The organism is Actinoplanes lobatus, assembly GCF_014205215.1.
Classification (GTDB): domain Bacteria; phylum Actinomycetota; class Actinomycetes; order Mycobacteriales; family Micromonosporaceae; genus Actinoplanes; species Actinoplanes lobatus.
In genome coordinates this window covers 8,620,665-8,642,258 of sequence record NZ_JACHNC010000001.1, presented here as the reverse complement: position 1 = coordinate 8,642,258, position 21,594 = coordinate 8,620,665, and the positions used below count along the sequence as shown (strand labels likewise).

General features: G+C 71.9%; 17 protein-coding genes. 9 read left to right on the top strand and 8 right to left on the bottom strand.

What is annotated here, in order from left to right; all coding sequences use genetic code 11:
* The first annotated feature begins 206 nt into the window (after positions 1 to 206).
* Entirely contained in the window at positions 207 to 1,607 is a 1,401-nt protein-coding gene (locus tag BJ964_RS39420) for an FAD/NAD(P)-binding protein (protein WP_188125420.1), read from the top strand.
* 851 nt (positions 1,608 to 2,458) lie between these two features.
* Entirely contained in the window at positions 2,459 to 2,869 is a 411-nt protein-coding gene (locus tag BJ964_RS39410) for a hypothetical protein (RefSeq protein WP_188125419.1), read from the top strand.
* Here BJ964_RS39410 and BJ964_RS39405 read toward each other — a convergent pair.
* Positions 2,858 to 3,775, bottom strand: a complete 918-nt coding sequence (locus BJ964_RS39405) for a hypothetical protein (protein ID WP_188125418.1) — start codon at positions 3,773 to 3,775, stop codon at positions 2,858 to 2,860. The genes BJ964_RS39410 and BJ964_RS39405 overlap by 12 nt on opposite strands.
* A 15-nt stretch (positions 3,776 to 3,790) precedes the next feature.
* Positions 3,791 to 4,558, bottom strand: a complete 768-nt coding sequence (locus tag BJ964_RS39400; protein WP_188125417.1) for an enoyl-CoA hydratase/isomerase family protein — start codon at positions 4,556 to 4,558, stop codon at positions 3,791 to 3,793.
* A gap of 189 nt (positions 4,559 to 4,747) precedes the next feature.
* Here BJ964_RS39400 and BJ964_RS39395 point away from each other — a divergent pair, with 189 nt between their 5' ends.
* Positions 4,748 to 6,700, top strand: a complete 1,953-nt coding sequence (locus BJ964_RS39395; protein WP_188125416.1) for a GMC family oxidoreductase N-terminal domain-containing protein — start codon at positions 4,748 to 4,750, stop codon at positions 6,698 to 6,700.
* Between the two features lie 73 nt (positions 6,701 to 6,773).
* Complete coding sequence (locus BJ964_RS39390) at positions 6,774 to 8,189, top strand: aldehyde dehydrogenase family protein (protein ID WP_188125415.1); 1,416 nt, start codon at positions 6,774 to 6,776, stop codon at positions 8,187 to 8,189.
* Here the strand turns inward: BJ964_RS39390 and BJ964_RS49375 are convergent.
* Positions 8,161 to 9,180 (bottom strand): OmpA family protein, encoded by a 1,020-nt coding sequence (locus tag BJ964_RS49375; RefSeq protein ID WP_188125414.1) that lies wholly within the window; start codon positions 9,178 to 9,180, stop codon positions 8,161 to 8,163. The two genes, BJ964_RS39390 and BJ964_RS49375, sit on opposite strands and share 29 nt — an antisense overlap.
* Complete coding sequence (locus BJ964_RS39380; protein ID WP_188125413.1) at positions 9,177 to 9,536, bottom strand: helix-hairpin-helix domain-containing protein; 360 nt, start codon at positions 9,534 to 9,536, stop codon at positions 9,177 to 9,179. The genes BJ964_RS49375 and BJ964_RS39380 overlap by 4 nt, the downstream gene beginning before the upstream one ends.
* A 365-nt stretch (positions 9,537 to 9,901) precedes the next feature.
* Between BJ964_RS39380 and BJ964_RS39375 the strand changes: the two genes are divergently transcribed.
* The gene (locus BJ964_RS39375; RefSeq protein ID WP_188125412.1) at positions 9,902 to 12,544 is read left to right on the top strand and encodes a LuxR C-terminal-related transcriptional regulator; all 2,643 of its coding nucleotides are present in this window, start codon (positions 9,902 to 9,904) and stop codon (positions 12,542 to 12,544) included.
* A 113-nt stretch (positions 12,545 to 12,657) separates the two neighbouring features.
* On the opposite strand, the gene BJ964_RS39370 is transcribed toward BJ964_RS39375, so the two are convergent.
* Entirely contained in the window at positions 12,658 to 13,362 is a 705-nt protein-coding gene (locus BJ964_RS39370) for a DUF6193 family natural product biosynthesis protein (protein WP_188125411.1), read from the bottom strand.
* 57 nt (positions 13,363 to 13,419) lie between these two features.
* Complete coding sequence (rox, locus tag BJ964_RS39365) at positions 13,420 to 14,844, bottom strand: rifampin monooxygenase (RefSeq protein ID WP_188125410.1); 1,425 nt, start codon at positions 14,842 to 14,844, stop codon at positions 13,420 to 13,422.
* A 197-nt stretch (positions 14,845 to 15,041) separates the two neighbouring features.
* On the opposite strand from rox, the gene BJ964_RS39360 reads away from it, so the two are divergent.
* Together BJ964_RS39360 and BJ964_RS39355 are read left to right on the top strand one after the other, a co-directional pair.
* Entirely contained in the window at positions 15,042 to 16,064 is a 1,023-nt protein-coding gene (locus BJ964_RS39360; RefSeq protein WP_188125409.1) for a DUF418 domain-containing protein, read from the top strand.
* A 49-nt stretch (positions 16,065 to 16,113) separates the two neighbouring features.
* Positions 16,114 to 17,118, top strand: coding sequence for a GNAT family N-acetyltransferase (locus BJ964_RS39355; protein ID WP_188125408.1), 1,005 nt, complete (start codon positions 16,114 to 16,116; stop codon positions 17,116 to 17,118).
* A 49-nt stretch (positions 17,119 to 17,167) separates the two neighbouring features.
* Here the strand turns inward: BJ964_RS39355 and BJ964_RS39350 are convergent, their stop codons facing one another.
* Positions 17,168 to 18,043 carry a UbiA prenyltransferase family protein gene (locus BJ964_RS39350; RefSeq protein ID WP_188125407.1) on the bottom strand — a complete coding sequence of 292 codons (876 nt, stop codon included), beginning with the start codon at positions 18,041 to 18,043 and terminating at the stop codon, positions 17,168 to 17,170.
* A gap of 156 nt (positions 18,044 to 18,199) precedes the next feature.
* Here BJ964_RS39350 and BJ964_RS39345 point away from each other — a divergent pair, with 156 nt between their 5' ends.
* A complete protein-coding gene (locus BJ964_RS39345; RefSeq protein ID WP_188125406.1) occupies positions 18,200 to 19,711 on the top strand; it encodes a serine/threonine-protein kinase in 1,512 nt (503 codons plus the stop codon).
* 120 nt (positions 19,712 to 19,831) lie between these two features.
* Here the strand turns inward: BJ964_RS39345 and BJ964_RS39340 are convergent, their stop codons facing one another.
* Complete coding sequence (locus BJ964_RS39340) at positions 19,832 to 20,581, bottom strand: SDR family NAD(P)-dependent oxidoreductase (protein ID WP_188125405.1); 750 nt, start codon at positions 20,579 to 20,581, stop codon at positions 19,832 to 19,834.
* Positions 20,582 to 20,682: 101 nt separating this feature from the next.
* On the opposite strand from BJ964_RS39340, the gene BJ964_RS39335 reads away from it, so the two are divergent.
* Positions 20,683 to 21,528: a helix-turn-helix transcriptional regulator gene (locus tag BJ964_RS39335; RefSeq protein ID WP_188125404.1), complete on the top strand. Its 846-nt coding sequence runs from the start codon at positions 20,683 to 20,685 to the stop codon at positions 21,526 to 21,528.
* Positions 21,529 to 21,594: the final 66 nt, after the last annotated feature.

The following is a 21,594-nucleotide window of genomic DNA, read 5'->3' as shown; positions in this document are numbered from 1 at the left end:
GTTGATCACGATATCCACGTAGGACCGTCGGCAAAAGACCTCATCGGTTAACACCTATTTGCATAACGACTCATCTATTAACGAACGACAAAGCGTTGATTCAATTGTCAATAATCGCCGGGCGGCGCGCCGGGGCAAAGCCTACTAAGTCAATGGGAGATGTGGTTAGCTGGGAGCAGGTCAGACCCCACCGGGAGGACGTGTACATGACCAGCACCGTCATCCGCCGAACGGGCGCGGCGAACGATCCGGCCACCCACGCCGGCACCGTCGTGATCATCGGCGGCGGCGCCAGCGGCGTACTCGCCGCCTGCGCCCTGATTCGATGTCCCGACCACCGCATCATCCTGATCGAGCCAGGGACGACGCCGGGGCCCGGCGTCGCCTACGGCACCGCCCGGCCCTGGCACCTGCTCAACTCCCGTGCCGCCGCGATGAGCGCCGACCCCGGCGACCCCCAGCACCTGCTCCGCTGGAGCCACGCCCGCGGCCTGCCGCTGGACCCGGCGGACTTCCTGCCCCGCGCCCACTACGGCGCCTACCTCGCCGACCGGTTCACCCACGCCCTCGGCAGCGGCCGGCTCGACCACCGGCGAGCCACCGCCACCGCGGTACGCCCCTACGGCGACGGGCACCTCGTCCTCGACGACACCGGTACCGCCACCTACGCCGACCACGTCGTGCTCGCCCTCGGCAACCCGCCGCCGCACCGGCCTTTCGGCATCAGCGACGCCGCGTACGACAGCGGCGCCTACATCGGCGACCCCTGGGCGCCCGGGGCGCTCGACGCCGTACCCCGCGACCAGCCCGTTCTGCTGATCGGCGCTGGCCTCACGGCGATCGACGTCGCACTCACCCTCACACTCACCGAGCGTGAGCGCGGATCCGAGCGCGAGCGCGGACGGCGTACCCCGCTGGATCTGATCTCCCGCCGCGGCCTGCTGCCGCTCGCCCACCCGGACCGGCCGCCCGCGCCGATCGACCTGGACCTGCCCGCCTCGCGCGACCTGGCCCCGCTGCTGCGCGCCGTGCGCGCCGCCGTCACCGCGGGCGCCGACTGGACCGCCGTCGTCGACGCCGTCCGCTGCCGCGCCGACGACCTCTGGGCCGGCCTCGACCACGCCGCCCAGGACCGCTTCCTGCGCCACTGCCAGCGCCTCTGGGAGATCCACCGGCATCGCATGGCGCCCGCGATCGCCGCCCGCGTCGACCGGCTGCGCCGCGACGGCGACCTGCGCGTCCGCGCCGGCCGGATCAGCTCCGTCGAACCCCGTCCCGGCGGCGGCCTCACCGTCACGATCAACGACGAGACCCCACAGTGGTACGCGACGGTGGTCGCCTGCACCGGCCCCGCCCCGGCGCCCGTCACGCCCGGGCCCCTGCTCGGCGCCCTGCTCGACGAAGGGCTGCTGCGTCCCGGCCCGCACCGGCTCGGCCTCGACACCGACCCGGACGGCCGAGCCGGGCCCGGCCTGTGGGTGATCGGCCCGCTGAGCCGCGGGCACCTCTGGGAGACCACCGCGATCCCGGAGATCCGCCGTCAGGCCGAGCAACTGGCCACCGCGGTAAATGCGTCGCGGGCCCGTTCGGCGCCCACTACGGTCTGACCGATTGATCCGCCGACGAGGGAGGCCATCATGTACCGCGACGACGAGACCGACTTCTCCTTTTGAGCCGACCAGCAAGCGCCGCCGGGGGTTCCCTCTAGCGAGTCGCAGGTCAAACGGGGGCTGCGAGTCGTCGGGGAGGACACCGAGCTGATCGAGAAGCTCGGTGGCAACGACCCCTGCCCGTGCGGCACCGGGCGGCGGTTTCCGTCGCTGCTGCCGCCGGAGCGGGCGCTTCGACGACAGCAACGGCCACTACTACCGGCGTGACTGACGTCCATGGGTGGAGGCCGGAAAGCATTCGTGGTCAAGGTCCGCGTTTCGCTTCCGGCCTCCTTGCCCGGTACGCGTGTCCTCGTCCCCGCCTTGTCAGGGCCGTCCCGTCCGGTCGGCGCGATCTCGCTGCCCGCCGGCCGGAACTCCGTGTGAGCGAGGGACCCCGGTCACCGGCTCTTGTGGTAGATAGAGGTCGTCGGAACAGCATCGATGTACCACGCGCCTTCATGCGCTCACCATCACGGTCACGGTGAGTGACTCCCGTCGGGTTCCCGTGGCGCGACCGGTATCAAGCGCCACCGCCCGCCTGGCGTGACCGGCGCAACGGCCGGGAGCAGCACACCGCATGTCTGGCAAACACCACCGCAACCGCCCACCCGCAGCGAGTGGCAGCACATGCGGGACCATCCAACCGATCTACGCCCGGCGGGCGCGGCAAAGGACGGAGCGGGCAGCAAGCGAGCGCCGACCGGACGGGACGGCCCTGATGAGGCGGGACGGGGTCGCGCGTACCGGAAAAGAAGCGGAAGCGAAACGCGGACCTTGACCACAGAGGTTCTATAGAGTTCCCATCCATGTCCGTCACGCCGATGCCGCGATACGTCGATCAGACGCGGGCCCTGCTGTGGATCCAGCTGATGCTGAACATGGTCGGGATCCTGCTGTTCGTGGCTCTGATCGTGGTGCTCCAGCCGCCACTGGAGAGCGACGACGGGTTGTTCGCCTACCTGGCCCTGGGCGGGCTGTTCTTCGGCGGGCTGCTGTCGGCCACCGCCGCGAAGATGTTCGCCCGCGGCTGGGCGTTCAGCTGGGTGCTGGCGCTGTTCGCGCAGGCGCTGGTGCTGGTGGCGGTCTGGTCCCTGTGGCAGATGGGCCTGGTCATCGGGGTGCCGCTGCTGATAGTCCTGGCCGGCACCGGGTGGATCGGGGTCAACCTGTTCCGCGGCCAGGTGCTGCGGCACTTCTTCACGCCGTCACGGGCCTGAGGGGTTGACCAGCAGGCCGTCCCGCTCGGTCTCGATCTCGCGGAGGCGGGTGCGGACCTCGGCGGTACGGGCGGTCAGCGCGGCCCGGACCTCCCGGACCCGCAGGAACGCCTCGACGATCTCCTTCTGGCCACGGTTGATCCGGCTGCGGACCGCCAGGTCGGTGAAGATGTTGTCGAACATGACGTCGAGGAACTTCGTGGTCCCGTTGATCTCCAGCGAGATCGGCGCCGCCTCCCGGTCGTCGCCGAGTTCGTGGCGCATGACGTCGACCTGGTGCTGGGCGGCGGCCACGTAGTCGTCGGCGCTCTCGACGCGCTGGTGCTTGACGTGGCTGCTGAACGCGCCGCCGCCCATGAACGTGTCGTAGGCCGACCACTTCCCGGCCGATCCGAGCAGTTCGTCGGCGCGCCGGAAGCCTTCGGCGGCCTTGCCCGCGGCGATCTCGGCGCGCTGGAGCCGGGCCAGTTCGGCGACCAGGTCGCCGCGGAGCCCGGCCAGTTCGGAGAGGCGTTCACCGGTGGGGTGGCCGGTGTCGCGCAGGTGCTTCTCCTTGGCGGCGAGCGCGGCGGCGTACGCCGAAGGGGTCGATCGTGCCTCATCGAGGCGCGCGCCGAGGTCGTCGAGCTGCGCGCGCAACGCGGCGAGTTCCTCCCGGGCCGCCGGAAGCCGAACGCCCGCGGCGGCGGCATCGGCCCGCCCGCCGCGCAGCGACGCGAGCAGGCGGGCCGGACCGGTGGCGGTGGCACGGCCGGCCAGCCGGGTCAGGCTCGCCAGTTCGGCGTCGGCCTTGGTGATGGCGGCCTGGAGGGTGGTCCGCCGCGGCATGAGCTGGTCACGTTCGGTGAGCAGGGTGGCGAGGCGGGCGATCTCCCGGTCGAGATCTTCGAGCGACGGCGTGTTCAACGAGGAAACTCCTGATCATTCGCCGGTGAAGACGGGGGTCCGCCGCTGGAGGCTGGCCAGGATACCCTCGGCGCTGTCCCGGGTCGCCCAGTGGATCTTCTGTTCGGCGAGTTCGTGGTCGAGCGCCTTGCGGACGCGTTCGGCCAGGTCGCCGCGGAGGGTGGCGCGGATCGAGCGGACCGCGAGGGGCGCCGACGCGGCGATCTCGGCGGCGAGCCGGTGCGCGGTCTCGCGCAGCCGGCCGGGTGCGGCGAGCCGGTCGGCGAGCCCGAGGCGGAAGGCCTCCTCGCCGCCGACGCGACGGCCGGTGAGCAGCATGTCGGTGGCGGCCTGCCGGCCGATCAGCTCGGGCAGTGTGACGCTGACGCCGAAGCCCTGGTGGAAGCCGAGGCGGGCGAAGTTGGCGACGAACCGGGTGCCGGCTTCCGCTACGCGGAAATCGGCGGCGCACGCCAGGCCGAGACCTCCGCCCACCGCGGTGCCCTGCACGGCCGCGACGATGGGGGTACGGACGTCGAACAGTTCCACCGCACGCCGGTAGAGGCGTTCCGCCGCGTCCACGTGGTCCCGGGCGAACTCGCCGCCGCCGAAGTCCGCTCCGGCGCAGAAGTGGCGGCCCTCGGAGGCCAGCACGATGACCCGGCAGCCGGGGGTGTGGTCGAGTTCGAGTGCCGTCTCGACGATCCGCCCGATGAGCGCCTCGTCGAAGTGGTTGGCCGGTGGGCGGCGCATCTCGATCAGGGCGATCCCGTCGTCGACGGTGACGGACAGATCGGTGCTCACCACGTGCCTCCCGGTGCGGAACCTTAACGAGCCCTCATGGTCGCACGGCGCTGAGATCCGGGGTCGCGGCCGGTCGTGGTGACCGCCCGCTTCGTCGCAAACGCGACGAGGCACGGCAGAAAGTAAACCGGAAATCACACGTCGACATCAACTGACCTAGATTGAGGGCTCAGGTCAAGGAGGACCGGCATGCTCTCATCCGCACAGACTCAGGTGTTGCGGCTGCTCTGCGACACCATCGTCCCCTCCCTTCCGCATCCCGGCGACACCGACGGGTTCTGGGCGCGCAGCGCCACCGACGTCGGCGCCGACCAGGGCGTGCTCGCGATGCTCGCGACCATGCCCGACGAGCAGCAGGCGGCGATCGGCGGCCTGCTCGGCATCCTCGCGTTGCAGGGCTTCGGCACCGCCTCACCGGAGTCCCGCGAGCAGATCCTCACCACACTCTCGCTGGCCTCCGCCCCGGCGGCGGCCGGCATCGGCTCGCTGACCAGCCTCATTCTGCTGATCACCTACGGCGCGGTCGGCCCGGACGGCCGCAATCCGAACTGGACCCGCCTCGGCTATCCCGGCCCGGTCACCGCGGCGCCGGCCGACGGGCCGGCCATCACCCCGGTCCGGCCGGACGGCGGCGACCTGGAGCTCGAGGCCGATGTCGTGGTGGTCGGCTCCGGCGCGGGCGGCGGCCTGATCGCCGGCCGGCTCGCCGCCACCGGGCGCCGCGTGGTCGTGCTGGAGGCCGGCCGCTACCGCACCGAGGCCGACTTCCACCAGCTGGAACTCGCCGCCTACCAGAACTCGTACTGGCGCGGCGGCCCGCAGCCGACCGGCGACCTCAACGTCACCCTGATGGCCGGGGCCGGCCTGGGTGGCGGCACGGTGATCAACTGGACCAACTGCCTCAAGACCAAGGATTGGGTACGGCGTCAGTGGGCCGACGAGCACGGCCTGACCGACGTGGCGACCGACGCCTTCGACCGGCACCTGGACCGGGTGTGGCGGGAGCTCTCGGTCACCGATCAGTGCTCCGAACTGAACCGGGTACACGAGGCCATGCACCGCGGCGCCGAGGCGCTGGGCTGGTCGTTCGCCACCATCCGCCGCAACTGGGACGAGAAGCGCCACGACGCCGCGATCGCCGGCCACCTCGGTTTCGGCGACCCGTCCGGTGCCAAACGGTCCACGGTGAAGGTCTACCTGGAACCGGCCGTCACCGAGCACGGAGCCCGGGTGGTGGACGGCTGCCGCGCCGAGCGGGTGCTGGTCGAGCAGGGCCGGGCGGCCGGCGTGGTCGGCCGCTGGACCGGTGAGGACGGCACCGGCACGGCGACCGTCACGGTCCGCGCGCCGGTCGTCGTGGTGGCGGCCGGAGCCCTGGAGACGCCCGGTGTGCTGCTGCGGTCCGGGATCGGCGGCCCGGCGGCCGGTGACCACCTGCGGCTGCACCCGTGCACGGTCACCATGGGCGACTACGGCACGGACATGCAGGCGTGGTGGGGCGCGCCGCAGGCCGGGCTGGTCAACGAGTTCGCGAACGTCGAGGACGGCTACGGCTTCCTGATGGAGAGCGTGCAGTACACCACCGGGCTGGGGGCGTCGGCGCTGCCGTTCACCACGGCCGCCGAGCACAAGCAGGCGATGGCCGACTACCGCAACAACGGGTCGTTCATCGGGCTGATCCGGGACCGCGGGCACGGCCGGGTCACCCTCGATCCGGCCGGGAACACGGTGGCCTGGTACTCGCTCACCGACGACCTCGACGTACGCAACATGCGGCGGGCGGTGGAGGCGGAGATCCGGCTGCACCACGCGGCCGGGGCGCGCGGCATCCGGGTGCTGGGCCGGGGTATGCCGGGCTGGCGGTTCGGCGACGACCTGGAGGCCTACATCGACCGGGCGCGGCGGCTGCCGTTGCGGGCCGGCGGGGCGACGCTCTTCTCCGCACACCAGATGGGCAGCTGCCGGATGGGCGCCGACCCGGCGACCAGTGTGGCCGACCCGCGCGGCGAACTGCACGACACCAAGGGGGTGTGGATCGGCGACGCGTCGGCCTTCCCGACCCCGTCCGGCACCAACCCGATGATCACCATCATGGCCCTGGCCTCGCGGACCGCCGGCAACATCGAGGAGGTGGCGCAATGAGCGAGCTTGCGAGCGAATCATCAGGCTCAGTCATGAACTCATGGCGACGCCGGAGCGCAGCGGAGGTGGCGCGATGAACACCGACAGGTTCTACATCGGCGGACGGTGGGTCGCGCCGAGCACCGGCGAGACGATCGAGGTCGTCGACCCGTACACCGAGGAGGTTTTCGCCACCGTCCCGGCCGCAGGCGCGGCAGACGCCGACGCCGCGGTCAGCGCGGCGCGCGCGGCCTTCGACGGCTGGGCCGAGACACCGCTCGCCGACCGGATCGCCGTCTGTGACGAGGTGTCGCTGCGGTTGCAGGAGCGACAGAACGAGCTGGCCGCGCTGATCTCGCGGGAGATGGGATCGCCGCTGCCGTTCTCGGTCATGGTGCAGACCGGGCTGCCGATCGCCACGTTCACGTCGATGCGGCATCTCGCCGAGGATCTGCCCTGGCAGCAGCGGATCGGGAACTCGATGGTGGTGCGCGAGCCGGTCGGTGTGGTCGCGGCCATCACGCCGTGGAACTACCCGCTGCACCAGGTCGCCGCGAAGGTGGCGGCCGCGCTGGTGGCCGGCTGCACGATCGTCGTGAAGCCGAGCGAGGTGGCGCCGCTGAGCGCCTTCGTGCTCGCCGAGATCCTCGATCGCGTGGGCCTGCCGGCCGGGGTGTTCAACCTGGTCACCGGCTACGGGCCGGTTGTCGGCGAGGCGCTGGCCGGGCATCCGGGCGTGGACATGGTGTCGTTCACCGGGTCGACCCGGGCCGGCCGGCGCGTCGGTGAGGTGGCCGCCGGAACGGTGAAACGGGTCGCGCTGGAACTGGGCGGCAAGTCGGCGAACGTCATCCTCGACGACGCCGACCTGAAGCAGGCGATCATCGACGGGATCAGCAAGTGCTATATCAATTCCGGTCAGACCTGTACGGCCCTGACCCGCATGCTGGTGCCCCGGGCGATGCTGCCGGTGGCCGAGGAGATCGCCGCCACCGTGGCCGGCCAGGTGACCGTCGGTGATCCCGGCGCGCCCGGCACCGTGCTCGGGCCGCTGGTCTCGGCCACCCAGCGGGACCGGGTCCGTGACTACATCGCGCGGGGCGTCGCCGAGGGCGCGAAGCTGGTGTGCGGCGGCGCCGAGCAGCCGGACGACCGGCCGCACGGCTTCTTCGTCCGGCCGACCGTGTTCAGCGACGTGCGCCCGGACATGACGATCGCCCGGGAGGAGATCTTCGGTCCGGTGCTCGCGATCGTGCCGTACGACGACGAGGCCGACGCCGTGCGGATCGCCAACGACAGCGACTACGGCCTGGCCGGCGGCGTCTGGTCGGCCGACCGGGACCGGGCGGTCCGGGTGGCCCGGCGGCTGCGGACCGGGCAGGTCGAGATCAACGGGGCGGCGTTCAACCCGCTCGCCCCGTTCGGCGGCTACAAGCAGTCGGGCCACGGCCGGGAGCTGGGCCCGTACGGGATCCTCGAGTTCACCCAGACCAAGGCGATTCAACTCTGAGTTCCACCCGCCGGTTCTCGGCGCGGTGGGCCGGGGTGTCGTCGGGTACGGCGGGGCGGGCCTCGCCGTACCCGACGACACTCAGCCGGAAGGCGGCGATCCCGTAGCCGCACAGAACATCGCGGACCACGCCGGCCCGTTCCAGGCTGAGGGCCACGTTGGTGTCCCGGGCGCCGGCCGCGTCGGTGTGGCCCTCGATGCGCAGCCGGGCGCTCGGGTTGGCCGCCAGCACCGTGGCCACCCGGCTCAGCACCGCCCGGGATCCGCCGCTCAGTTCGGAGCCGCCGGTGCGGAAGGTGAGTGCCGGCAGGACGTCGAGCCGGTCCTGCGGGTCGGCGACGGTGAGCCGGTCCAGGACGATCGCGCCGGTGTCGCGGGCGACCGTGGTGAGCGCGGCACGGGTGGTCTCGTCGCGGGCCGTGCCGGTGAGCGTGAGGGTGCCGTGGCCGAAGCGCATCGACCCGTCCGGCGGCAGCGCCCGGACCAGGGCGGGCAGCCGGTCGAGCATCGGGTCGGCGGAAACCTTGGCGGCCACCGTGATCCGGTCGTCGACGGTCCCGAACGTGCCGGCGGCGGCGTCGTGCAGGGCGGTGCGGGTGGCGGCGGCCGTGACCCGCCCGCTGAGGTGGGCCCGGCCGTCCACCACGACCAGCAGGAACGCCGGTTCGATCGGGACCGCGGCCGCCACCACCTCGGTGTGCACGGCACGCACCCCGGCCACCGTGGCGAGCACCTCGCGGGCGTCGTCGGCCTGGCTCTGCGATCCGGTCACGACGGTCGCGTCCCGGCCGGAGAACGACACCCGTACGCCGGTGTGCCCGGCCGTGGTCAGCGCGGCTCGCGAGCGGGTGGCCAGGTCGTGCTCGATCCGGTGCCGGTTCGGCCCGAGCTGGAACCCGGCGAGCGCGGTCAGCCCGAACAGCAGCGCCAGGCCCGCGAACCAGCGCCGGGTCGCGGCGTCGGTGAACGCCCCGCTGATGGCGCCGGTCACCGGGCCGCCGTCTCGGCGTCGCGGTGGACGATCAGCCGTGCCTGCCGGCTCCAGGTGGACAGGCTGGGAACGAACCCGAGCCCGGCGGCCCGCATGGCCTCGCGCATGGCGTCGTCATCACTATCGGCCAGCTGTGCGATGGTCCGGATCCCGGCGGTGCGCAGCGCGGCGGCCACGGCCGGATCGATGCCCTCGATCCGCTGCAGTTCGTCGCCGTCGCTTTCCAGCGCATTATCGGCGTGCCGGCGACCGTCGGGGGAAACGTTTCCGAAACGTGCGGAGAACCTGCCGACAGTGACGCCCAGAATGAACGCGAGCGCGATGACGACGAGCGACTGGCCGACGAACCAGGCCACTGTGACCTCCGGAAACAGCTGTCCTGCGATGCGGCACACAGTAGCTGTCCTCGCGCCATTTGCAAAATGGACTGTGGCGCCTGTCGGTGAGTGACCGAGTGCTCATCGAATGTCATTTCGAAGGTTTGTTGACCGTCCACACAGGGCGTGGATAATTTCCGGGCACGCGGTAGGGATTGATGCGGTCGTCAGGCTGGGCAAGGATACGGACCGTCGGGCAGGCGGCGGAGGGCGGGGCGTCATGGCTTCTGCCGTAGTGATCCGCACCACGATCAAAATCGGTCACTTGCGATGGGTGTGCCGGTATGGACTTGAATGACCCATCATGTTTCGCTGAGGCACGCGGTATTTCCCGGGGGAGAGCGATGGACTCGAGTCGGATCGGAGCACCTCTCCTGCCCCTGATACCCGTCAAGACCGCCCAGCCACGGGTGGCCCGCGCCGGCGTCGACCGGCAGCGGCTGTTCGACCTGCTCGACGCGGCCATGGACACGCCGGTCACGCTGGTCAGCGCGGGCGCCGGCTGGGGCAAGACGACGCTCGTCTCGGCCTGGGCGCGGGCCGGGGGCAAGCCGGTCGCCTGGCTCAACCTGGATCGCCACGACAACGACCCGCAGACCTTCTGGGCGTACGTGGTGGCCGCCCTGCGGACCGCCGGCCTGCTCACCGACGGCAACCCGCTCGCCGCGCTCACCTCCGTCCCGGCCGACCAGCGGGAGCGAATACGGGTCATCGCCGACGGTCTCAGCCATCTGCCGGACCGGGCCGTGCTGATCATCGACGACTTCCACGAGATCGACGACACGCGCGTGCTGGCCGAGATGAGCGACCTGCTGCGATATCCGCCCGAGCCGGTTCGGCTGCTTCTGATCAGCCGGGCACGGCCCGTCATCAACCTGCATCGGCTGCGTGCCGCGGGCCTGATCACCGAGATCCGGGCCAGCCACCTCGCGTTCACCGAGCCGGAGGCCGCCGACCTGGTGACCGGGCACGGGATCACCCTCACCGCCCCGGACCTCGCCACCCTCCTGAACCGGACCGAGGGCTGGGCCATCGGCCTGCACCTCGGCGCCGGCTTCCTGGCCGTGCACCACAGCCGGTCGGTCGCCGAGTTCGCCGGTGACGGCCGCGGCATCGACGAATACCTCACCGAGGAGGTGCTGGCCAACCGCACCGGCCGGCAGCGCCGGTTCCTGCTCCAGACCAGCATCTGCGAGCGGATCTGCGCCGGCCTGGCCAACGCCATCACCACCGGCCGGGACGGCCAGCGCATGCTGGAGGAGTTCGAGCACGAGAACGACTTCGTGGTCCGGCTCGGCGACCGTCCGCTGTGGTTCCGCTACCACCACCTGCTCCGCGACGCCCTCGGCCACCGCCTCCAGGTGGAGAGCCCGGCCATGGTCGCCGAGCTGCACCGGCGGGCCGCCCGCTGGCACGCCGCCAACGACTCGGTCATGGAAGCGCTCACCCACGCCGTCTCGGCGGGCGACTGGACCTACATCGGACGGCTGGTCACCGGCCAGGCCGCCCCGCTCGTCCTCTCCGCGCACCGGTCCGCGCTGGTGCGGCTGCTGCGGCAGGTGCCCGCCGACCGGCTCGACTCCACCGCCGAACTGATGATCTGCGCCGCCGTCCTGCTCTTCCACGACGGCGACTACGAGGCCATCCCGGCGCGCCTCGACCACGCCCGCCGCCTGCTGCGCCGCCGCCCCGGCGACGAGCACCGGCCGGTCGAGCTGATGCGCCTCACCCTGCAACTGGCCGTCGACCGTGCGGTCGGCGACCTGCCGGCGGTCCGGGCCGGCTGCGACGAGCTGCTCGCGCTGCTGGCCACCGACGTCGCCGCGGGCGGCGCCGCCGTCACCCAGCAGCGCGCGATCGCGCTCAACAACCGGGGTCTGGCCAACCTGTGGTCAGGCGACCTGGACGCCGCCGTTCGTGACCTGTGGGCGTCGGCCGGCGCCTCCCGTGCCGCCGGGCTGGAACTCGCCGAGATCAACGCCGACGGCCATCTCGGTCTGCTCGAGGTGATGTGCGGTTCGGTCGCCGCGGCCCGGCAGATCGCCGGCGACGCCCGCGAACTGGCCACCAAACGCGGCTGGCAGCACACCGTGCAGGCGGTGGCCGCGCATCTCGCCATGGTCCTGGTCCACCTGGAACGCGGCGAGTTCGCCGACGCCGAACAGGCCCTCCAGGACGGGATGCGGGCCCACCACAGCGAGCCGGAGGCCGCGCAGCGCGTCGTCATGCTCGGCGCGCAGGCCAGATTGGCCGCGACCCGCGGCGAGCCGGCCAAGGCGCGGGTCTTCCTGGAAGCCGCCCGCGCCGACCGGAGCCCGCGCACCCGGATCCCGTGGCTCGACCGTTGGCTCGCCATGATCGAGATCGAGGCCGACCTGGCCGCCGGCGACATCGGCGCGCCCCCGGCCGGAATCACGATGGCCGGCGGAGATCTGGCCCACCAGGTCGCCCACGCCCGGCTCGCCCTCGCCCACAAGGACTTCCGGCGGGCCGGGCACCTGCTCGACCCCCGGCCCGCGGTCCTGCCCTACACCGCCGCCACCGTCGAGGCCGGCCTGATCATCGCCCTGATCGCGGACGCCCGCGGCCAGGCCGGCCAGGCTGTCGAGCTGCTCAGCGACACCCTCCACCTGGCCGAACGCGAAGAGATCCGCCGCCCGTTCCTGGTCCACGCCGACGGACGCCTCGACGACCTCCTGCAGCGCCTCCAGCTCCTGCACCCCGGCGACGGCCATGCGACCTTCCTCGAGGAGCTGCGCTCCGCGCTCCGCGCCACCCGCAAGACCGCGGCCACCGAGGTGCTCAGCGGACGCGAAGCCGAGGTGCTGCTCTTTCTGCCGACCATGCTCGGCTCCGCCGAGATCGCCCGCGAACTCGGCATCTCGGTCAACACCGTCAAGGCGCACATCCGTGCGATCTATCGCAAGCTGGGCGTCGCCAAGCGCAGCGAGGCGGTCGCCCGAGCCCGCGACCTCGGCCTCCTCTGACCCCTTTTTCCGGTACGCCGTTCGCGTACCCAGGGTGGGATTTCGCCGAGGAGCTGCGGCCTCCAGGCCGCTGTGCCCGCGCCGGGCTTGAGCGGTCCGTTGCCCTCAGATCCCTACGCGTTCCGGTCCCATGCGGCCAGAATCAGGGCGACCGCATCCGAGGCCCCGACCGCATCGGCGGTGCGCTCCAGGTCGCCACGGTCGCGGCCGGCCACCAGGTAGCGGCCGCCGACCGGCCGGATCCAGGCGACCGCCCGGTTCGGGGCGTCCGCGACGCCCGGCCGCAGACCGAGGTCCCAGTGACTGGTGAACGGGAACAGCGCCCGCAACCGTGGCTCCTCCGCGGCCGCCCGCAGGAACCCGTCCAGCTGGCGGCCGTGCGGCAGCGGCTCCTCACCGTCCAGGTAACGCCCCCACCGGAACGCGATCGCCTCCGCCTCGCCCCGCTCGAACGCCTCAGCGAACCCGCCGTACGTCACGAACGCGTGGGTGGCGCTCAATTCGGCCACCTTCGCACCGGACAGGAACGTGCCGATCCCGGCGGCGACCTCCCCGAGATCGGCGGTGCGGCCCCGCGCCATCGCGACACCGCGCATCCAGAACTCGAGCAGGAAGGCGCGGTCGTCGACGGCCATCAGAACGGTCACCTGCCGGTCGCCGGTCTCGACCCGGGCACCCACCCGGATCCAGCCGGGCGACGACGGGACCTCGGCACGCAGTGGCGCACCGGACTCCTCGAACCTGGCCTGGAGGGCGGTCCGGAGATCCCCGGCGGCGACGATGTCGGAATAGTGCAGCGGATCGGGCGCGGCGCTCACCGGATCGAGGGTACTGACTGTGGCGCCTCCACGGGGTCACGGATCACCTGTCCGGTGTCAATTCGCCGCACCGAACCAACGGGGTAGATGCCCGGCCAGGTCCGCCTGGCCGTCCCCGGCCCACGCCACGTGGCCGTCCGGTCGCAGCAGCACGGCCGGCACGTCCAGTTCCTCGCTCACGTCGACCACATGATCGACACGGTCCGTCCAGCCGGTCACGTCCAGCCGGCCGGTCTGGTCCAGCAGCAGGCCACGGCCGCAGCGGGTCAGCTCGTACAGCCGGCCGTGCTTCAACCGCACGTCCCGCAGCCGCCGGCCCAGCAGGTCGTGGCCGGGGCCGAAGTCGTAGCGCACGTTCAGCGCGGTGATCTTCTCGATCAGGTGGCGGTTCACCTCCTCGAAGCCGATCAGCTCGGCCAGCAGCCGCCGTACCGCCCGCGGGCCCGGCTCGGTCGACATCAGCTCCATCTGGGCGCGGGTGTTGTTCAGGACGTCGGCGGCGACCGGGTGCCGTTCGGCCTGGTAGGTGTCGAGCAGGCCGTCCGGGGCCCACTCCCGTACCGTGGCGGCGATCTTCCAGCCCAGGTTGAAAGCGTCCTGCACACCCAGGTTCAGCCCCTGCCCACCGGTCGGCGGGTGGACGTGCGCGGCGTCGCCGGCCAGGAACACCCGGCCGTCCCGGTAGCGCTCGGCCAGCCGGGTGGCGTCACCGAACCGCGACAGCCAGCGCGGCGAGTGCGCCCCGAAGTCGGTGCCCGCCACCTTCCGCAACTGCTGCCGGACCTCGTCGAGAGTGGTCGGGGCGGTGCGGTCCTCGGCGACCCCGGCGGCCGGGACCACCACCCGGTACACCCCGTCACCGAGTGGCCCCAGCCCGAACCTCTTCTGGGTACGCCGGACCTCGGCGACCACCTCCGCCACCGTCTCCGGCGACGCGGTCACCCGGATCTCGCCGAGCAGCGTCTCCACCCGTGCCGGCTCACCGGGGAAGCCGATGCCGAGCAGTCTGCGTACGGTGCTGCGGCCGCCGTCGCATCCGGCCAGGTAGCGCGCCCGCAGCCGGGTGCCGTCGGCCAGTTCGACGGTCACCCCGTCGCCGTCCTGGCGCAGGCCGGTCAGCTCGGCGCCGCGGCGGATGTCGGCGCCCGCCGCGGCGGCATGCTCGGCCAGCAGCCGGTCGGTGATCGTCTGCGGGATGCCGAGCACGTAGGCGTGCGCGGTGTCGAGACGCTCCGGCGCGGGCGCCTCGATGCCGGCGAAGAAGCCCGCCAGCGGATGCTTGCGCCCGTGTGCGAGGAACCGGTCCAGCAGGCCCCGCTGATCCATGATCTCGATGCTGCGCACGTGCAGACCCATCGAGCGCACGAACGGTGGCGGCTCCGGCTCCCGCTCCAGCACGACCACGTGCACCCCGTGCAGCCGAAGCTCGGCCGCCAGCATCATGCCGGTCGGCCCGCCCCCGGCGACGATCACATCGATCATTTCTCCCCCGTTTCGGCTGTGGACCGCGATTCTCACCCAATTCCGCCCTCTTGCCGCAAGTCCCCCAGTGCGATATAGGTTGGAAGTGGCAGCCGTCCGCTTCGGGCCTCCTACCGGCCAGAAGTCGTAGGGTGCGGCCGTCGGTTCCGGACCGTGGGCGGAGGGCCGGACCCGCCGAACAGCGAAGGCTGAGCGGCATGACTTCGGCTCAAACCTCGCCGGCCGCCATCGCCCCGTCATCAGGGGACCGACGGATCGCCGCCCTGGACGTGCTCCGCGGATTCGCCCTCTGCGGCATCCTCCTCGCCAACGTGAAACCGATCGCACACACCGGGGACCCGCTCGGCCCGGCGGACGGATCGTCGTCGACCCTGCTGCACATGCTGGTCGACCAGCGGTTCTTCCCCATCTTCTCGCTCCTGTTCGGAGTCGGGTTCGCGCTGCTCATGGAGAAGGCGCGAGCGCGTACGGCGTACCCCAGATCGATTCTTCTCCGCCGGATGGCGGTGCTTCTGGCGATCGGCCTCGTGCACCTGACGGTGTTGTGGCGCGGCGATGTGCTGACCGCCTACGCCCTGGTGGGCCTGGTGGTCCTGATGCCGTCGACGTGGCTGCCCCGGCGGGTGGTCGCGGTGGCGAGCGGCGTCCTGATCGTCGTGTCGGTGACGCTGCTCGGTGGCTGGTATTCGCTGATCCCCGGACTCCTGCTGCTCGGATCGGCCCTCACCCGCTACGGCGTGACGGCGAGAATCGAGGGGTACGGACGTGGTCCCGCCATCCTGGGTGCCCTCTTCGTGGCCGGCGCCGTCCCCGCCGCCGTGGTGCAGTGGCAGGCCGCCGCATCGGACCCGGACGGCCGGGTGTTCCGTATCGCCTACCCGGTGGCCGGGCTGCTGACCGCCGGCGCCTATGTGTGCGCCGTGCTGCTGCTGTTGCGGACACCGCTGCGGCGCGCGCTCACGACGGTGTTCACCCCGCTCGGCCGGATGGCGTTGACCAACTACCTGTCCGCCACGCTGCTGGTCCTGGCGGTGTCGAGGCTCGCCGGCGGGTCGGATCGCTGGGACACCGGGACGGTCGTCCTCATCACGGTGAGCGTCCTGACCCTCCAGTGGATCTGGTCGGTGCTGTGGCTGCGCCGCTTCCGCCAGGGGCCGGCCGAGTGGCTGTGGCGCCGGTTGACCTGGGGCGGGCTCCACACCCGGTCGTCGACCGCGTAGGGCCCGAATTCGGTTGCGCCGCACGGCTGCCGGGTCCGAGGGTGGCCGGATGCAGTTGCGTGCGCTCGACCCGCATGGTCCCGAAGCCGGCCCGTGGTTCACGGCGTTTCACGCCGGCAGCGTCGCCGGCCGCGACCGTCCGACCGTGGCCGGCGCCGACTCCACGCTGACCTCGCTGCGCACCACCGAGAGCAACGCCCACCTCGAACGCCTGGCCTACGGGGCCTGGGACGGCGACGAGTGCCTCGGCGGGATCGTCGTGAACCTGCCCCGGGTGGCGAATTCGCACACCGTCGAGGTGGAACTCGCCGTGGCGCCGCGGCATCGGCGGCGCGGCGCCGGCGCCGCCCTGTTCGAGACGGCGGTCGCGCTGGCCGGCGAGCGGGGACGCCGGATCGTCTCCACCGAGGTCAACGTGCCGCTGACGGACACCCTCACGGAGCATGCCGGTGGCCGGTTCGCGCTGGCACGCGGCTTCGAGAGCAAACTGACCGAGCGCCGCTACCTGATCGGCCTGCCGGTTCCGGACGTGCCGGCCGAGCTGCCGGAGGGGTACCGGCCGTACACCTGGACCGGCCCGGTGTCACCCGCGACGGCGGCCGACTTCGCGGCGATGCGAACGCTGATGGAGCAGGACGTGCCGATCGGCGACCGCGACCACGAGCCGGCCACGTTCGCCGCGGCCGAGGTGCTGCACGGCGACGAGCGGCTGGCCGCCGCCGGCTGGGGCATCGTCACCACGCTGCTGCGCGCCCCGGATGGCACACCAGCGGGGTACACGCGGATCTTCGTCAACTCCGACGGCCGCCACGCGCAGCAGGACGACACGTTCGTGCTGCGTGCGCACCGCGGCCGTCGCCTCGGCACGGCCCTGAAGGCGGCGAACCTGGCCGAACTGACGGCACGCTTCCCCGGTGTGGGCCATCTGCACTCCTGGACCGCCGACGAGAACGCCGCCATGATCGCCACGAACCAGCGATTCGGGTTCCGGCCGGTGGAGACCATGCACGTCATGGAGGCGCCGGTGCGGCCTTCGCCGCCTGCTCGGCGGTGACCCGACGTGACGACAGCCGGGCGGCCCGGGGCCGGATGCCGGACCCCGATCAGCCGACATAGGCGAGGGCGAACCCGGCGGTCGGCACCGCGAACAGCACCGACAACGCCGCGAGGCGGGGAATCGTCGGCCGCCGGGTAAGCGCCGCATAACCCGCCACCAGCATCGGCGCGACGATCAGTTGCGGCACCAGGGTCGACCGGGGCACGACCAGGTCGAGACGCGCGCAGATCAGCGCCACGGCCATGGCGAGAATCCAGAGAACCACCCCGATCCGGTACGCCGTACGCGCCCCGAAACGAGTCGCGAACGTCGTGTAGCCGGCCGTGGCGTCGGCGGCCAGATCGGTGACCGTGGTCGGTACGTAGAAGGCGGCCGCGAACAGCACCCCGATCAGCGCGAACTGCCACGGGAACGCCCACGGCTCCCGGGTGATCGCCCAGCCGGCGGCCGGCGCCACGGCACCCACGACGAGCGTGTTGACCGCCACATCCCAGCCGGGCCGGGTCTTCAGCCGCAGCGGCGGCACGCTGTACGCCCACCCCAGCCCGAGCACCGCCGCCACACCGAGCACGAACAGCGGCCCGACGACCAGCGCGAACCCCAGCGCCGCCACCGCGAAGCCCCGGTACCACCAGCGCAACCGCCCGGCGGTGACCACGCCGGTGACCAGCGGCGCGTCCGCCTTGCGCGGGTTGGCCCGGTCACTGTCCAGGTCGTACAGGTCGTTCTGGGCCAGGACCGCACCCCACACCAGCGGCCCGAGGATCAGCAACGCCACCGCCGCGCGTGGCGGGTCAACGGGCATCCACGCCTTTCCGGCCAGGACGGTGCCGAGATAGGCGGGCACCCAGGAGACCGGCCAGAACCACGGCCGGGAAACGGCGAGCAGGACGACAGCGGATCGTTCCGACAGGCGAACCATCCCCGCATCCTCGGCCCCCGCCGCTGTGCCCGCCCTGAGATCAGCGTTCGCCGACATGCCTCAGCGGGCCGCCTCCTGATCGGGCTTTCACCGGGTCGGGGCATTGCCGCCGGTCGACACGTGCGGGGTGGCGGGGAGTTGTGCCAAGGTGTCGCGATGGCACGATACGTCTTGAACGACCGGTATGAACTGCGGTCGATGCTGGGAAGCGGCGGAATGGCCGTGGTCTGGCAGGCAACCGACCGGTGGCTCGGGCGCATGGTCGCGGTCAAGGTTCTGCACGAGCGGGTGCTGGCCGACCCGACCGTCGCGGGCCGGTTCGAGCGGGAGGCCCGGATGGTGGCCGGACTCGCGCACCCGAACATCGTGGCGCTGCACGACGTCGGTGTCGACAGTGGCGTCCCCTACCTGGTGATGGAACTGGTGCCGGGCCGCAGTCTCGCCGCACTGCTGTCGACCGGCCCTCTCGACATCGCCGGAGCGGTCGGGATCGCGGCCCAGGTGTGCGCCGCACTCGAGGCGGCGTCCGAGGCCGGAATCGTGCACCGTGACATCAAACCGGCCAACATCCTGATCACCGGCGACGGCCGGGCCAAGGTCTGCGACTTCGGCATCGCCCGCGTGGCCGGGGCCACGCGCAGCGAACTGACCGGTTCGGCGCAGATGCTCGGAACGAGCACCTACATGGCACCCGAACAGGTCGCCGGCGGCGCGGTCGACGTCCGCACCGATCTGTACGGGCTCGGCTGCGTCCTGTACGCCATGCTGACCGGAAACCCGCCGTTCACCGGCGACAGCCCGATACGGATCGCCTGGGACCACGTCGAACGCGTCCCGCGTCCCGCCTCCACCCACCGTCCCGTGCCACACGAACTCGATCTCCTGTTGCAGGCCATGCTGGCGAAATACCCCGCCGACCGGCCATCGGACCCGGCAGCCGTGCGCGCCGCCCTGGAGAACATGAGCCTCGCCCCCGATCCCACATCGCCCAGCATGCTCGCGGATCCGGAGCCGGCCCGATCTCGCCGGGCGACCGAGAATCGGAAGCCCGCCCGCCGGCAGGAGGTAGCCGGGGGTGGATCCGCTGCGTCAGACGGGCTCCCTGACCGTCGTGGGCGAGTCGTTGAGGATGCGCCGGCTGTGGGGTTGGACGGGCTGCCTGTCCGTCGTGGGGAAGGAGCCGGGGGCGGATCCGCTGTGGCGTTGGACGGGCTCCCTGTCCGTCGTGGGCGAGCGGTTGGGGATGCTTCCGCTTGTGGGGCAACCCAGCTCCTTCCGGTGACCGAGGGCGGCGAGGCCGCTTTGGGCGTGGATCCGAAGGTGGCTGACCGCGAGGCGGCCGGCCGGTCCGGACGAAAGGGTGGTGGGCTTCTTCTCACCGGGCTCGGCACCGCCGTCGGCGCCGGGGTGCTCGCGATGGTCGCGGCCACCGGTGCCGGTAGCCCGGGGCCGCAGACGGCGCCCGCGCGAAGCAGCCCACCGAGCGCCGCTGTGACCGCGCCGCCCGCCACCACACCGGACGACGCGGCGGCGCCTGACGAGACCGCGCCGGCCGGGGTCGCCGTCCTCGACGAGAAGGCGGCCCGCAAACTCATCAAGAAGCTCGAGAAGGAGAACGGCGGCAAGACCGCGCGAGGAAAATTCCGAGGCACCGCGAACGCTCAATGAACCACGCCGGGCCGGGAAGCTCAAGGAGTCCGCTCACCGGGCCGTCCTCGGCGAGGACATGTGACGTCCGGGCCCGGTGCCAAGGCGGTGACGGCCGAACTCGACCCGCCCGCGATGTGATCAGACGCCACCGTCGACGGCGATCACCTGCCCGGTGATGCCGGTGTTGGCGGCCGAGGCGAGGAACACCACCGGGGCGGCGATCTCCTCGGCCGTCAGTAGCCTGACCAATGGGATGGTGTCCAGGTAGGCCTCTGGCAGCGTGTCGGTGATGTGCGTGTTGTTGCGGGTCCGGGTGAGGCCGGGCGACACCACATTCGTCAGGATGTCGCCGGACCGGCCCAGGGAGAACGCCGCCGATCGGTTGAAGCCGCTGAGAGCTGCCTTCGCCGCCCCGTAAAATTCGCCGCCGGCCATGCCGTGTGAGGCGATCGACGACGACACGTGCACGAGGCGACCCCAACCGCGCTCGCGCATGTGGGGGGTGACGAGCCTGGTCAGTGCCACAGCGCCCTCGATGTTGTCGCGTAGCACCCGCAGCCACAGATCGTCCGGCGTGTTCTCGAACCCACCGGTGCGGTCGGGCTCGGCGGAGCCCCAGCGGACCGCGTTGTTGACCAGCACATCGACCCGGCCGGTCCAGGCCAGCACGCCCTCGACCAGGTCACGGGCCGAGGCTGGATCGCCCAGCTCGAACCGGAAGGCGCGCCCGCCCAGGTCGGCGGCGAGTTTGGCGGCCGCGTCGGCGGCATCGTGATAGGTGACCACCACGTCGGCGCCCTCGGCGGCGAACCGGCGGGCGATCGGCTCACCCAGCCCGCCCGTCGCGCCGGTGACGATCACGGTTCGGCCGTTCAGTCCCAGATCCATGGGAACCACCCTGCCCCGGTCGGCCGCAGGGAGGGAGGCCCGGTCGATCCTAGCCCCGGCAGGGCCAGGCTGCGGGAGGGGGAATTGGCTAACGTCGAGGCGTGAGCGACAACGAACTGGGGCGATTCCTGCGGGAGCGGCGAGAGGCGACCACGCCGGCGGAGGTGGGGCTTCCGGCCGGGTCACGCCGGCGGACGCCGGGGTTGCGCCGTAGCGAGGTGGCCACGCTGGCCGGCGTCAGTGTGGACTATCTGACGCGGCTCGAGCAGGGCCGTGACCAGCATCCATCGCCGGAGGTGCTCAACGCGCTCGCCACCGCGCTGCGGTTCAGCCGGGCTGACCGGGAAAATCTGCGCTGGCTGGGCAAGGCCGCGTCCGGGGTGATGTGCCCGGCCGGGCACATGCCGGGCACCGAGGTGCGGCCGACCGTTCGTGCGCTGCTCGGCAGACTGGAGCCAGGTCCGGCCGTGGTGCTCAACCGGCTCGGTGACGTGCTGGCCGCCACCAGCGGATACGAGGCGTTGTTCCGGCCGGTCGGGCTCTTCGACGGTCGCCGGCACAACATTCTTCGGTTCGTCATGGTGGATCCGCGGGCTCGTAGTGTGTACCCCGACTGGGGCCGGGTGGCCGAAGGCCACATCGCCCAGCTCAAGAGTGAGGTGCGCCGCGGAGATCCACACGCGGTGGAGCTGGCCGGCGATCTCACGGTGCTGGTCGGGGCCGAGTTCACCGAGCGGATGGCGGCGCCGGGTGGCTTCCCGGAGCGGTCCGGTGTGGAGTTGCTGGCACATCCCGAGGTGGGCCTGTTGCGGCTCGCGTTCGAGGTGCTGGACCTGCCGGATGCCGATGAGCAGCGGCTGATCGTCCATCTCCCGGCCGACGAGACCACGAGGGTGGCGCTGGACCGGCTGTCCGGCCGCCGACCAGGTGCCCTGCGCGCCGTATGACCGGGTAGGAACCCCGTCCGGTCTTGCGCCGGACGGCTTGGCGGCTTCTGGCGTGGTGCTTGGGTC

Bases quoted from the DNA above. Each gene is read 5' to 3' on its own strand.
- BJ964_RS39360 (WP_188125409.1), top strand. From the start codon at position 15,042: ATGACTTCGGCTCAAACCTCGCCGGCCGCCATCGCCCCGTCATCAGGG.
- BJ964_RS39355 (WP_188125408.1), top strand. From the start codon at position 16,114: ATGCAGTTGCGTGCGCTCGACCCGCATGGTCCCGAAGCCGGCCCGTGG.
- BJ964_RS39390 (WP_188125415.1), top strand. From the start codon at position 6,774: ATGAACACCGACAGGTTCTACATCGGCGGACGGTGGGTCGCGCCGAGC.
- BJ964_RS39340 (WP_188125405.1), bottom strand. From the start codon at position 20,581: ATGGATCTGGGACTGAACGGCCGAACCGTGATCGTCACCGGCGCGACG.
- BJ964_RS39420 (WP_188125420.1), top strand. From the start codon at position 207: ATGACCAGCACCGTCATCCGCCGAACGGGCGCGGCGAACGATCCGGCC.
- BJ964_RS39345 (WP_188125406.1), top strand. From the start codon at position 18,200: ATGGCACGATACGTCTTGAACGACCGGTATGAACTGCGGTCGATGCTG.
- BJ964_RS39395 (WP_188125416.1), top strand. From the start codon at position 4,748: ATGCTCTCATCCGCACAGACTCAGGTGTTGCGGCTGCTCTGCGACACC.
- BJ964_RS39350 (WP_188125407.1), bottom strand. From the start codon at position 18,043: ATGGTTCGCCTGTCGGAACGATCCGCTGTCGTCCTGCTCGCCGTTTCC.
- rox (WP_188125410.1), bottom strand. From the start codon at position 14,844: ATGATCGATGTGATCGTCGCCGGGGGCGGGCCGACCGGCATGATGCTG.
- BJ964_RS39375 (WP_188125412.1), top strand. From the start codon at position 9,902: ATGGACTCGAGTCGGATCGGAGCACCTCTCCTGCCCCTGATACCCGTC.
- BJ964_RS39410 (WP_188125419.1), top strand. From the start codon at position 2,459: ATGTCCGTCACGCCGATGCCGCGATACGTCGATCAGACGCGGGCCCTG.